This window comes from Alteromonas sp. HB246098 (genome assembly GCF_054890645.1).
This window is the reverse complement of sequence record NZ_JBTZUG010000007.1, coordinates 119,381-131,663: the sequence shown is the minus strand read 5'-3', so window position 1 is coordinate 131,663 and position 12,283 is coordinate 119,381. Positions and strand designations below refer to the sequence as shown.

Annotated in this window: 12 protein-coding genes and 1 riboswitch; of the genes, 6 read left to right on the top strand and 6 right to left on the bottom strand. The window is 44.9% G+C overall.

Going from position 1 to position 12,283, the window contains the following annotated elements; genetic code table 11:
* The gene (locus ACYTPF_RS15155; protein WP_179982370.1) at positions 1-1,050 is read right to left on the bottom strand and encodes an efflux RND transporter periplasmic adaptor subunit; all 1,050 of its coding nucleotides are present in this window, start codon (positions 1,048-1,050) and stop codon (positions 1-3) included.
* A gap of 319 nt (positions 1,051-1,369) precedes the next feature.
* Between ACYTPF_RS15155 and ACYTPF_RS15150 the strand changes: the two genes are divergently transcribed.
* From ACYTPF_RS15150 to ACYTPF_RS15140, 3 genes are all read left to right on the top strand, one after another.
* Positions 1,370-1,834 carry an NUDIX hydrolase gene (locus tag ACYTPF_RS15150; RefSeq protein ID WP_461852808.1) on the top strand — a complete coding sequence of 155 codons (465 nt, stop codon included), beginning with the start codon at positions 1,370-1,372 and terminating at the stop codon, positions 1,832-1,834.
* 65 nt (positions 1,835-1,899) lie between these two features.
* Positions 1,900-2,667: a class II aldolase/adducin family protein gene (locus ACYTPF_RS15145; protein ID WP_179982368.1), complete on the top strand. Its 768-nt coding sequence runs from the start codon at positions 1,900-1,902 to the stop codon at positions 2,665-2,667.
* 54 nt (positions 2,668-2,721) lie between these two features.
* Positions 2,722-3,906, top strand: a complete 1,185-nt coding sequence (locus ACYTPF_RS15140) for a mandelate racemase/muconate lactonizing enzyme family protein (RefSeq protein ID WP_179982367.1) — start codon at positions 2,722-2,724, stop codon at positions 3,904-3,906.
* Positions 3,907-4,012: 106 nt separating this feature from the next.
* Here ACYTPF_RS15140 and ACYTPF_RS15135 read toward each other — a convergent pair whose 3' ends face one another.
* From ACYTPF_RS15135 to ACYTPF_RS15125, 3 genes are all read right to left on the bottom strand, one after another.
* On the bottom strand, positions 4,013-4,888 hold the full coding sequence (locus ACYTPF_RS15135) for an amidohydrolase family protein (protein WP_461852807.1): 876 nt from the start codon (positions 4,886-4,888) through the stop codon (positions 4,013-4,015).
* Between the two features lie 123 nt (positions 4,889-5,011).
* Entirely contained in the window at positions 5,012-5,803 is a 792-nt protein-coding gene (locus ACYTPF_RS15130) for an SDR family NAD(P)-dependent oxidoreductase (RefSeq protein ID WP_461852806.1), read from the bottom strand.
* 38 nt (positions 5,804-5,841) lie between these two features.
* Positions 5,842-5,967: a hypothetical protein gene (locus ACYTPF_RS15125; RefSeq protein ID WP_461852805.1), complete on the bottom strand. Its 126-nt coding sequence runs from the start codon at positions 5,965-5,967 to the stop codon at positions 5,842-5,844.
* A 112-nt stretch (positions 5,968-6,079) separates the two neighbouring features.
* On the opposite strand from ACYTPF_RS15125, the gene ACYTPF_RS15120 reads away from it, so the two are divergent.
* Positions 6,080-7,840: an acyl-CoA dehydrogenase family protein gene (locus ACYTPF_RS15120; protein WP_179982364.1), complete on the top strand. Its 1,761-nt coding sequence runs from the start codon at positions 6,080-6,082 to the stop codon at positions 7,838-7,840.
* Positions 7,841-7,935: 95 nt separating this feature from the next.
* Here the strand turns inward: ACYTPF_RS15120 and ACYTPF_RS15115 are convergent, their stop codons facing one another.
* Together ACYTPF_RS15115 and ACYTPF_RS15110 are read right to left on the bottom strand one after the other, a co-directional pair.
* Positions 7,936-8,481, bottom strand: coding sequence for a DUF3016 domain-containing protein (locus ACYTPF_RS15115; RefSeq protein WP_179982362.1), 546 nt, complete (start codon positions 8,479-8,481; stop codon positions 7,936-7,938).
* A 118-nt stretch (positions 8,482-8,599) separates the two neighbouring features.
* A complete protein-coding gene (locus ACYTPF_RS15110) occupies positions 8,600-8,965 on the bottom strand; it encodes a hypothetical protein (RefSeq protein ID WP_461852804.1) in 366 nt (121 codons plus the stop codon).
* 481 nt (positions 8,966-9,446) lie between these two features.
* Here ACYTPF_RS15110 and ccoG point away from each other — a divergent pair, with 481 nt between their 5' ends.
* Entirely contained in the window at positions 9,447-10,877 is a 1,431-nt protein-coding gene (gene ccoG, locus ACYTPF_RS15105; protein WP_461852803.1) for a cytochrome c oxidase accessory protein CcoG, read from the top strand.
* Positions 10,874-11,857, top strand: a complete 984-nt coding sequence (locus tag ACYTPF_RS15100; RefSeq protein ID WP_461852802.1) for a serine/threonine protein kinase — start codon at positions 10,874-10,876, stop codon at positions 11,855-11,857. The genes ccoG and ACYTPF_RS15100 overlap by 4 nt, the downstream gene beginning before the upstream one ends.
* A 118-nt stretch (positions 11,858-11,975) precedes the next feature.
* A riboswitch (cobalamin riboswitch) is annotated at positions 11,976-12,239 on the top strand.
* The last annotated feature ends 44 nt before the right edge of the window (positions 12,240-12,283 follow it).

The window sequence follows — 12,283 nt, the reverse complement described above, 5'->3', positions numbered from 1 at the left end:
CTAGCGGTTTAATACATTAACCGGAGATTGGTCACGTACGCGAAGTGTACCTTCGGTTATTACTTCATCTCCCTCACTTAAACCGCTGATAATTTGCACTTGCCCAGGTCGTCGCTCACCAATTTCCACCTCAGTTTGGTGCGCAACATTATCTTTAACCACATAAACAAACTGCTTGTCTTGCACTGGCACCAGTGCCTTTTCTGGCAAGACTAAAGCACTAAGTACACGTTTTTCTACCACAACGGTTAGCAGCATACCTGGGCGTAGACGACTGTCTTGGTTATCAATAGTTGCGCGCACGCGGATGGAGCGGCTAATGGGGTCTAAGCGCGTATCAATATTGGTAATTTTTCCTGTAAACTCTTCTCCAGGATAAGCGACTGACGACGCACTTACCAATTGCCCTTTAGCAACGCTAGCGAGGTGGTTTTCAGCGATACTAAAATCAACTTTGATTTGGCTAATATCATCTAACGTGGTGATAGAGTCGCCTGGCTGAATAAGAGAACCGATACTAATTTCTCGGTTGCCTAGCAGTCCATTAAATGGCGCGCGGACTTGCAAGTCGTTAAGCTGAGCTAACGCGACATCTAACTGAGCTTGTAATGCTTTTACACGGGCTTGCTGCTCATCAAGAAGCTGTTCAGAAGTAGCGTTCGACTGACGCAAGTCGGCTATGCGGGTAAACTGGCGTTTAGCCTCATCAATGTTAGCTTTTAGCTCTTCTACTCTAGCACGCTCTTCAGTGTTGTTAAGCTGCACCAAAAGCTCGCCTTCTACAACTTTATCGCCATCATCGAAATTTATTGTTTTTACCGTATCAGTAACTTGAGCGGTTATATTCACAGATTCGTTAGCGGTAGCTGTGCCGAGCGACTCGATAGTGATAGGAAATGCCTGCGACGAAACGACTGCTGTTTTTACTGGTGTGGCTCTAGCGCCAGCGCTTGCTTTACTCTCTTCTTGTGGCATATTTAAATATGCCACAACACCAGCAAGCAACAACACGCCAAGTACTAAGGGCGATAACGAGAATCGTGAAGACATAACCTTTCCTATTGGTAAAATAGCATTGCGTTGAGCCTGAGCTTTTTTAAAAAACTCAACGAATACTTCAGTACACAAAGTTCGCTTTATGTAAGCGCAAACTTTCCCAAACATCTTTTTGTGTACCGCGTTATTATTGTTAGTTGTGTTATTTTTATTTTTGCGTAGAGTCTGCTTGATAATATTGATTGCTATTACAACAATCGCAAACACCCGCTAGAGTATTTTACCCAAATCAATGGTCATCTTATTTCGCTTATCAGCTATATTCGCTGTTTTAACGCTTTTCGCATGTTCACCGACAACGCCTAGTTCCCCAATGTGCCGTGTTTCAGATGCGCTGTTATCTAAGAATGTTCACGCCGAGATTAACGCTCAATCTTCCCCCGTTGGCGCGGCCTGTTTAATAAAAACTGAAGGGAAAGTGTTACTGGTAAAGCACCGCCTGTCAGGCAAATTAGACTTCCCTGGCGGAGGGCTGGTTGAAGGTGAATCACTTGCCTGCACAGCCCATAGAGAAACGTGGGAGGAAACAGGTTTTAACGTAGAAGTTAAAGAATACCTATCAACGACAGCTAATGGTTTGGTCATATTCGGCTGTCATATAGATGCAGGCATTGAAAAGCTTCCCAACACTTTCGATGCACCACCGTGGGCAAAGATAGAAGTTGTCAGACTCGTTAAGGCAGACCCATTTATGCTCGACCATGATGCATTGCGTTATGCCGATGATCTTATTCCCTTGCGCGATGGCTACACCCAATTCGTTATAAAGCAGCACTGACAAAGCATTGTTCATTGTGTCTGGGATTGGTAAATTGTTCCAACTGAATAAACAGGAGAAGTGGCTTGTTTTCACTGCCAACATTAAGCTTAAAAGGCAAAGTATCTGAACAAGAATGGCAAACCCGTGTAGATTTGGCGGCGTGCTATCGATTAGTAGCAGATATGCGATGGGGCGATCTTATCTATACCCACATTTCCGCCAAGGTACCGGGCACAGACCATTATCTTGTTAATGCCTTTGGGCTTACTTTCGATGAAGTTACGGCTTCTAACTTGGTAAAAGTCGACTTAGACGGCAATATATTGGACGACACACCCTATGGGATTAACCCAGCCGGATTCACTATTCACAGTGCAATTCACGAAGTGCGCCACGACGCTCAATGCGTTATCCACCTCCATACATTAGCTACCATTTCCGTAGCTTCGGTGAAAGGCGGATTGAAGCCGTGGAGTCAGTATTCAATGTTTTCGCTTCCTTCGCTTTCTTATCACAGCTATGAAGGCTTGGCCGTAGACGATAGCGAAAAGAAGCGTTTGCAAGACGACCTTGGCGATACGAACCATATGCTTTTGCCTAACCATGGCGGTTTAACCCTTGGTCCAACCGTTGGCGACGCCTTTATGCGCTTTTACGATTTACAGCGTGCGTGCGAAATTCAGCTTGCATTAATGCAATCTAACGAATCAGTTATCGAAATACCGCAAAGCATTATTGATGGTATATATGCTCAGGCAAATGTTGTTCACAGCGGCGAGACTGGCGGTCAAAAAGCATGGCCTGCTATGTTGCGCAAAGCCTATAAATTAGATCCAAGTTTTTGCGAATAATTGAGCCTATTTAGCTAAACGCCAACTCATTTTAAACAGGAATTGTTTTAACACATGAAAGTCACCAAAGTAGAAATTTTTGATATCGAATGCCCTAAACGCCCACAGTGGAACCCTGTTTTTGTGCGTGTTTACACTGATGAAGGCATTACTGGCGTAGGTGAAGCAGGGCTTGCTTATGACTGGGGCCACAGCGCCGCAGCGCATATGATCAAGGAAATTGCCGAAGCCATGCTAATTGGCTTTAACCCTTTCCACACTGAGCTGCTTTGGTCGAGAATGCTGCGCGAGGGCTTTTGGGGATTAGGCGGCGGACCGGTAATTTATGCCGCGATGAGCGCGATTGATACCGCGCTTTGGGATATTAAAGGCAAAGCACTTGGTTTGCCTGTTTATGAACTACTTGGTGGTAAAACGAATGGCAAACTTCGTAGTTATGCCAGCCAGCTACAGTTTGACTGGGATAAAGAAGTCACCAAACTTAACGACCCAGCAGATTATGCTCGCGCCACTGAAAAAGCGCTGAAAGACGGTTACGACGCCGTAAAAGTTGACCCTATCGTTTACGACAAAGATGGCAACACTCACTTTGACAGAACTAAGCTGTTTACTAAGCCCGAGCTTAAACTTTTCAAAGCTCGCCTTCAGGCAATTAGAGACACCATGGGCGAAGATGGTGACATTATCTTTGAATGTCACAGCTTGTTAGGTGCATCAACGGCCATTCAGCTCGGCGATATCGTAGAAGAAATTGGCTGTTTGTATTACGAAGAGCCGGTTAATTACCTTAACTCTAAACTTCACGACAAAGTGGCGAAGAACGTCAACGTGCCGATTGCGGGCGGTGAACGCTTGTATCACCGCTGGGACGTACGCCCGTACCTTGAAGACCAGTCTCTTGATGTACTTCAACCTGATGTTGGCCTTTGCGGTGGTTTTACAGAAGCGAAGAAGGTATGTGATTATGCGGATATTTACGATGTACGCATTCAGGCTCACGTTTGCGGCGGCCCAGTTGCTACGGCGGCAAGTTTGCATTTAGAAACGGCTATTCCAAACTTTTTAATTCACGAGCATCACACCTATGCCATCAAAGATTGGAACCGTGAGCTTTGTATTCAAGACCCTCAGCCAGTTAACGGCTTTATAGAAGCGCCTGACACGCCGGGAATTGGTATCGACCTAAACGATGAGGTGGTTTACCGCTCGCCACACATGACGGTAACGGAACTTAAATAGCAAACTTACATACCGGCCTCTTGTACGTTTGCACGACCTTTACACAAAGTACCTAGAGAGCTCGACAGCGCCGGAATAAGCTATGAGGCTAGTTACCGGCTGGCGCTTAAGCGATGTCGTACCATTGCTTGGCGTTTATAGACAACAGCGCCGCTTTTTGAGTTTCAGAAAGCGGCGTTATCATATCTGAGAACCCATGCCAAAGCTCAGCATAAGCCATTCGCCACTGGCACAACGGGAAGTTGCTCGCAAACATGATTTGATTTGTGCCAACTGTGTCCAATAAGGTTTCAAAAATATAGTTGGCTCGCTGCCAGTGCCACCTCCGCTCTTGCATTTCTAACCCTGAAAACTTAAACGCAACCTGCCCGGTTTCATTCAAGACTCGAGTATTTTGTCGCCACGTTCTAAACGCCAAGCTGTTTTTATCAAGTGGCGCAAGAGCGGCGTGGTTAATTGCTACTTTCAAAGCTGGGTTTTGTTCTAATACGTTAAGTAATGCAACTACGGCATTACTATCTGCAATATTAAACTGAGCATCAAAAGACAAGCCTTTAGAAGCCATGTGACCAAGCGCCCACTTTACTTTAGGGGCGCGCAAAAGCGTTTCAGCCTCATCATCTAAAATATGGCGAAGGCCTGATACAGAGGAATACAGCCCTAGCTTATCAATATGACTGCCAACGCTGTTTCCAGCTAAATCTATGCAACCAACCGAGCGAAATGGCAGTGTACAATGACGCTCTAGAAAGGCAATTTCTCGCCACGGTCTACTGTTATCGTAGCCTGCTTCAATATGCACAAACCCACAAAGCTGACCTAGAGAAGCCCGATGAAGCATCGTCTCTGTGGTATTTTTGGCAATATTTTTCTTATCAGCCCAAAAAGGCGCATTAGTGGGTTTTAGCCAATTGTACTGACCTTCATCTAACGCAAAAAGATGGATATGAGGGTCTACCCACGTTTGTGAATGCTGAACCATTTTTTATTCTTTAACCCTGCATTTGTGCACTGCGTGTAGCGTTTTTTACATCGCTTATTTGCTGTAGCGCTATTTTGCTCTCACTATTGAGCAGCACTTTCTGTGCCTCTTATTGAGCCACTTCTATTGAGCCGTATAGCCCCCATCCACAGCATACAAACTTCCCGTGATGAAAGACGCCTTATCGCTACATAAAAAATAGGTCAGTTCCGCTACATCCTCTGGCTGACCTAATCGCCCAATGGGCTGGGCTGCAGCTTCTTCGGCTACCACATCGCTTTTAATTGCGCCTGAGCGAGCAACGTAATTGTCAATCGCGTTATGAAATAAAGGGGTTTCAATGGTGCCTGGGCATACCGCGTTAACGCGAATGTTATATGGGGCATAATCAAGTGCCGTGGTTTTTGCGATAGACGCCAGCGCACCTTTACTTACCCCGTAGGCAAAGGAGTTTCGCTTTCCTACAAAAGACTGATCAGATCCCATCACCACAATGGCTCCACTCCCCTGCTTTTTCATCGTAGGCAAGCATGATTTAATTGCGCCATAGGCGCCTTTAACGTTAAGACTAAGCACCTTATCAAGCAAGGCTTCGTCGGTATCCTCAATAGTTGCAGACACGTGGATACCAGCATTACACACTAAAGCGTCTATGCGTTGATAAGCCGTCATAACTTCATCGATTGCAGCCTTAATGTTACTTACCACGCTTACATCACAAGGCTTCCAAATAGCGTTAGGCACAGCTTGCTCAAAGTTTCTTATATCTAAGTTAACCACTTGATAGCCATTTTCGCTAAACAACTTGCATACCGCGAAACCGATACCCAAGCTTCCGCCTGTGACTATACAAACCGGGGCCTGCGCTTCTTTACTACTATGTTCAAGGTTTTTCTTCGCGCTATCTGAATTCATGTCTTTATGTACCGTGTTGCTGGTGCGTATGTGTTGTTTCAATGTAGGCTAAGCATGCCAGTGAGAATGTGAATCGCAAGCGAGCTTAGCATTTGTGTTCGCCATTCTATATCAACAGTGACGTTCAAGGCATCATCACTAGCATTTTCATGGGCTGCTTTCATTGCCACATCATCCAAATTTATTATTAACTTTCCTTTAACGGACTATTCGGACTACGCTTTTTGTGACTATAATAGGCAAAATTAAAACACTTGTTTGAAAAAGGAGTCATCCATGCCTCTGTACCACGCCCCTACAACTGATTTTCAGTTCTTATTAAAAGACTGGCTTGGACTTGATGCTCACTACGAAAAGCTCGGTATCAGCGACTTTGATAGCGAACTGGCCAATGAAATTATTGCGCAAGGCGCAAAGTTTGCTCTAGATGTCGTTGCCCCACTCAATCGTGAAGGTGATGAAGAAGGCTGTAAGCTTGAAGACGGTAAAATTACCACGCCTAAAGGCTTTGCAGATGCTTATCAAGAATACGTTGCGAACGGTTGGAATGCCATGTTAGGCACTGCCGAGTACGACGGGCAAGACTTGCCATACACCATGGCTGTGCCGGTTCACGAAATGTTAAACGCAGCGAATTTAAGCTGGCGCTTAACTACAATGCTTACAGAGAGCGCCACACTTGCGGTTACCAAACACGCCAGTAAAGAATTAAAGGATATTTATCTTGCTAAGCTAATCAGCGGTGAGTGGACAGGTACCATGAACCTGACCGAACCTCACGCGGGAACAGATTTGAGCTTGCTTAGCACCAAAGCTGAGCCACAAGGCGACGGCAGCTATAAAGTAACGGGTAATAAAATCTTCATCACTGCCGGTGATCACGACTGGAGTTCGAACGTTATTCACCTTGTTCTTGCTCGACTACCTGACGCACCAAAAGGTGTTAAGGGCATAAGTCTGTTCTTAGTACCTAAGTTCCTTCCAGATGCTAGCAATGAGCCTGGCGAGGCAAACAGCCTTTCTGTAGGAAGCATTGAACACAAAATGGGGATCAAGGCCAGCCCAACCTGTGTGATGAACTTCGACGGCGCAACAGGTTACCTTGTCGGTGAAGAAAACCAAGGCCTTGCATGCATGTTCACTATGATGAACGACGCCCGCTTCCAGGTAGGTCTTCAGGGCTTAGGTGCGGCAGAAGCATCGTACCAAGGCGCGCTAACCTACGCCCGTGAACGTGTGCAGTCTCGCGCACCTCAGGGTATCCAAAACCCAGACGGCAAAGCAGACCCAATCGTATTTCAACCTGACGTAGCGCGTATGTTACTTACGCAGAAATCATTGATTGAAGGATGCCGTGCACTTTCACTTTTCTACGCTAAATTTATGGATGTAGAAAAGCTTGGTGAGGGCCAAGAAAAAGAAGATGCCGACAAAATACTTCAGTTTTTAACGCCTATCTGTAAAGCTTTTATGACCGATATGGGCCTTGAAACCACCAGCTTGGGTGTTCAGGTTTTCGGTGGTCACGGTTTTATTCGTGAGTGGGGTATGGAGCAACTTATGCGCGATGTGCGCATTGCAATGCTGTACGAAGGAACAAACGGTATACAGGCACTAGACCTTATCGGTCGTAAGCTTACCCGCGATGGCGGACAAATGATGGAAGCTACTTATAAAGCGTTTAGTGCATTAGTTAGCGACATTCAAGACAGTGAAGCGAAAGGCCTAGCACAAGGTATTCTTGATGACTGGCGCGCATCTTCAGCAGACTGTTTAGGGATGGATGCGACAACCGCAGCTTCCGCCGCTTGCGACTATCTCGCTTACAGTGCTTACTCACTTATTGGTGTACTGTGGTACAGCATGGCAGACAAAGCCCAAATCTCGGGCAATGCGGTACTTGCTGCTTCTAAGATGAAGACTCGTGACTTCTATATGGAACGCATTTTAGTACGCCGTGACGCGCATAAAGCCGCTTACAAAGCTGGCCCTGAAAGCACACTCGCTATTTCGGGTAATGAGTTTGATTACCTGTAAGCGACATACGCTTTGTTAGCCCAATAAAGTTGGGCTAACAACACAAAAAAGGTCACTACACGTGACCTTTTTTATTGCCTTTTTAATGGAATGTTTTAATCGTTTGCCGCAACTTGCGTGGAGAACGTATCAGCAAACCAGTCGTTAAGCATGGCCTTCTCGTACGACAATGACTCAGTGCGGTTGTGACGAATATTCGATTCCATAAAGTCCATGTCTTTAAGCTTCACATCTTCACCGCTTAAAATGACCTGACCATCAGAATTAGATAGCGAGTAACTAAACGTCATTCTTGGAATATCAATGCGTTTGATTATTCGCACATCGCTGCCAGCCCCGCTGCCAAAACCTACAAACTGGCTAGGCCAAACTTGACCGGCCAAATCAACGTTTGTCACTGTCATCGATAGAACCTGTGATTCGGGTAAGTCGCTTGCTAATTCCGTAATGTGCTCTTCCAAGTCTTTTAAGGTTCGCTCACGAAAGCGTTTACGAGATTCATTGGCTGGCCTGACGTCACTGTAAGACTCTGGCTCTTCCCATGTTATCTCTACCTCAGCGGCTTGAGTTGGCGCAAAAACAACAAGAGCCCCTACGGCTGCGGCGCAACTTAAACAAGAAAAAGTTCGTAGTTTATTCACTTTCATGCTCCTAAATTCAGTCGTTTAACCTTAAGTTAGCAAGCGTTGGGAAAGTTATTAATCAAAAAAACATTAGAAAAGTTTTAGGTTCAACTTTTTCTTACGTAAAACGCTAATGTCACTTTGAAACTTGCATAACCGGAGACTGCTTAACAATTAGGCACAGTTTTGCGCGTTTAGTTCCCGTAAAGTTAGGGTTTATATCATCGTTTTCACAATAAATGTGATAGAAGCGTTTTACGCTCGCAGCATCGGCAGTAATTTGTTTGACGTAACTTTGCTGATAAGGTTTCAAAGGGCTTAATTCAATATTTATTTTATCTTGCAAACTACGTAATTCTTTTCGCTCTGGAAGCGTAGCAATGGTCACCAGCCAGTCAGAAACAGAGTTTTGGATATCTTCAAATAGATACTGAACAAAAGGAGAGCGCAGCACTATTACCAAAACAATAATTTCCGCAGCGATAATAAAGAACCGTAACATAACTTCTCAGCTAACTTTGATAGGGGTTTACAACGAGTGGCGCCTACTTTGTGCACCTTTCACCAACAATGTACCTAATAAATGCTTTACTAATTTGTATTACAACAAGGTTCACTGTACATGATTTGGATACTTATTGGCCATATAATTGCGCTTCATGGTAGTGTGTTATCTAACTTGCTGTAAACACAATAGTTTATACTAAGGTATAACTTGTATACTTTTTCAACCAACAATTTTTCGGGCCTACCATTTACTCAATTTTCTGCCCGTTAGCTATGTCGCTGTATGTAGAAATTTACAAAATGTCTTAAAGCCAAAGAAAAATAACTACCTACCCATGTTACTTTCTGAACTTTCAGTATTGACTGAAAGTTTAAAAAGGTAGACCATACGCCGCATTATTGATCTATATTAAATATGACGTGTTGAACGCAGTTATACTGCACAGGCAGTTTGTTACGTCACATAAGGTTAAGCTATGAATGAACAAATACCGGTCAAAAACGTTACACCGGTAAAAGTACATAAGCCCAAAGGAGCCACAGAGGGTAAACGACACGATTCCCGTAGCCGTATTTATGTGCGCGCCGTAAAGGGCCCTTTGGAAACGTTTAGACGTTTTTTTGGTCTTTTCTTTTTAGCTCTTTTTGCCATCATTCCGTGGATTCAGTACAACGGCCATCAGGCAGTATTACTTGATATTGGCGAACAGCGTTTCACTATTTTCTCTCTTACTTTATGGCCTCAAGACCTTACCTTACTGGCTTATATATTCATTGTTTCCGCTTTCGCTTTGTTTTTTGTCACTACCTTCGCAGGCAGAGTGTGGTGTGGCTTTATGTGCCCACAAACAACATGGGTATATATATACACTTGGTTTGAAGAAAAGTTCGAAGGCCCACGAAACAAGCGTATAGCCCTTGATGCGCGCAAAATGGATACTGACAAATTTTTGCGTAAAACAGCTAAGCATACTGCTTGGGTTCTGGTAGCACTATTAACTGCGCTAACCTTTGTCGGCTACTTCACCCCTATTGATGCCCTGTTTGTTGACTTCGTGACATTTGACACCAGCTTCTGGGCGGGTTTCTCGGTTATCTTTTTTGCAGTTTGTACTTACGGAAATGCAGGCTATATGCGTGAAATTATGTGCACGCACATCTGTCCTTATGCACGATTCCAATCTGCCATGTTCGACAAAGATACTTTCACCGTATCTTACGATGCAAAACGTGGCGAACAACGCGGTCCGCGCCCTCGAAAGCTCAGTCATGAACAGGTACAGGAAAAAGGTTTAGGTGACTGCATCGACTGTAATTTATGTGTTCAAGTCTGCCCAACTGGAATTGATATTCGCAACGGCCTTCAATACGAATGCATCAACTGCGGTGCTTGTGTTGATGCCTGTAACGGCGTTATGGATAAAATGGGCTATCCAAAAGGATTGATAAGCTTTACCTCAGAAGAAGAGCTTGCGGGCGGCAAGACTCACGTTTTTCGTCCTAAGCTAATTGGTTACTTTGTCGTTCTTTTGGTTATGACGGGTTTGTTGTTTGCCAATATTTGGATGCGCAGTCCAACCGAAGTCGACATCATCCGCGATAGAAACTCACTGTACCGCGAGACCAATGAAGGGCTTATTGAAAACGTATATACCATTAAAGTGCTCAACAAAACCCAGCAAACCCAGTCATACACGATTGCGATAAAAGGATTGCCTGACTACAAATACATTGGTGAGCAAAAGGTAACCGTTAAAGGTGGTGCGGTATACAGCACACCAATTTCAGTTGCAACTGACGCTTATAATCTGGAAGATACGGTTACCGATATCTTTATCAGTGTAACCACCACAATTGATGGGGAAACGGTTACCGTTGATGAACCAACTAAATTCCTTTATCGATGACAGATTTTTCTTTCTCTGGGCTTAGCCCAGACACCATATTAGATGCCCTGGAAAGCCAGGGCATTTTTCTTCAAAGCGGCCTACTAGCGCTTAACAGCTATGAAAACCGCGTGTACCAATTTTTGGCTGAAGATGGCCAGCGCTACGTTGCGAAATTCTATCGTCCCGACCGATGGACAGATGCGCAAATTCTTGAAGAGCACGAGTTTGCCGCAGAACTTATTGAAAGTGAAATCCCGTTGGCCGCGCCTATGGCTCTAAACGGCAGCACACTGCATCATCACACGGTGGCTGAGACTGACTATCGATTTGCGCTATTTCCTTCAGTAGGCGGCAGACAATTCGAGAATGACAACCTTGACCAGCTCGAATGGATGGGGCGTTTCATTGGTCGTATCCACCGCGTTGCCTCAGCTAAAGGGTTTACTCATCGCCCTTCAATTAATATTGAAAGCTACCTGAATGAGCCCAAGCAGGTTCTATTGCAAAGTACGCTGCTACCTGAGCATTTAAAAACGGCGTTCTTCGCCATACTCGAGCCTGTAATAGAGGCAACTAAAAAGGCTTACAGCCCAACATCAAGCATTCGTCTTCACGGCGACTGCCACCCAGGCAATATACTATGGCGCGATGGCCCAACCTTCGTTGACTTAGATGATTGCCGCATGGGGCCTGCGATCCAAGACTTATGGATGATGTTAAGCGGTGACCGTCAGCAACAACTGTTACAGCTTGATACCTTAGTTGAAGCTTACGAAGAATTTAACTCGTTTGATTCAGCACAACTGCCGCTTATCGAACCTCTTCGTGCAATGCGAATGGTGCATTATATGGCATGGCTTTCTCGACGTTGGGAAGACCCGGCATTTCCTCGGGCATTTCCTTGGTTTGCTGAAGATAAATACTGGGAAGGCCAAATACTTGCCCTTAAAGAGCAGCTATCCGCACTACAGGAGCCTCCGCTAAAATTGGGGTACTGAGCCTTCTGCCTTACTGCTGAAAAACGCTTTTTCGATGACCCTAGTTCAATAACCGTATGCAGGTTACGAAAAAGCGTAAGGTATAAGAAACCGTATTCGCTATCACTTTTTAAGTTCTATATAATCGCGCTGTGTAGGTGCTTTTGTCGCGCTTTAAAACAACCTAAGTGACAAGAGTTAAACGGGAAATCAGTGAAAATCTGATGCTGCCCCCGCAACGGTAAACTCAACGCATTGTCGTTTTCTTTTCATTCGCCACTGTCTTTTATACGTTAACGCGCTACAGCGCAATTAGACGCCACTAGATGGGAAGGCAAAAGAGCCATTACTTTATCGGTATTGGTGAGTAAGCCCGGATACCGGCCTGTACTTCATGGTGTCGTATGCTTGCTCACATCCATAATTAAGCAAGAACGTGCACTTTCC

Excerpts from the sequence above, each read along its gene's own strand:
- ACYTPF_RS15110 (WP_461852804.1), bottom strand. The coding sequence starts at position 8,965 with ATGTTACGGTTCTTTATTATCGCTGCGGAAATTATTGTTTTGGTAATA.
- ACYTPF_RS15150 (WP_461852808.1), top strand. The coding sequence starts at position 1,370 with ATGTGCCGTGTTTCAGATGCGCTGTTATCTAAGAATGTTCACGCCGAG.
- ACYTPF_RS15100 (WP_461852802.1), top strand. The coding sequence starts at position 10,874 with ATGACAGATTTTTCTTTCTCTGGGCTTAGCCCAGACACCATATTAGAT.
- ACYTPF_RS15130 (WP_461852806.1), bottom strand. The coding sequence starts at position 5,803 with ATGAATTCAGATAGCGCGAAGAAAAACCTTGAACATAGTAGTAAAGAA.
- ACYTPF_RS15125 (WP_461852805.1), bottom strand. The coding sequence starts at position 5,967 with ATGAAAGCAGCCCATGAAAATGCTAGTGATGATGCCTTGAACGTCACT.
- ACYTPF_RS15140 (WP_179982367.1), top strand. The coding sequence starts at position 2,722 with ATGAAAGTCACCAAAGTAGAAATTTTTGATATCGAATGCCCTAAACGC.
- ACYTPF_RS15155 (WP_179982370.1), bottom strand. The coding sequence starts at position 1,050 with ATGTCTTCACGATTCTCGTTATCGCCCTTAGTACTTGGCGTGTTGTTG.
- ACYTPF_RS15135 (WP_461852807.1), bottom strand. The coding sequence starts at position 4,888 with ATGGTTCAGCATTCACAAACGTGGGTAGACCCTCATATCCATCTTTTT.
- ccoG (WP_461852803.1), top strand. The coding sequence starts at position 9,447 with ATGAATGAACAAATACCGGTCAAAAACGTTACACCGGTAAAAGTACAT.
- ACYTPF_RS15120 (WP_179982364.1), top strand. The coding sequence starts at position 6,080 with ATGCCTCTGTACCACGCCCCTACAACTGATTTTCAGTTCTTATTAAAA.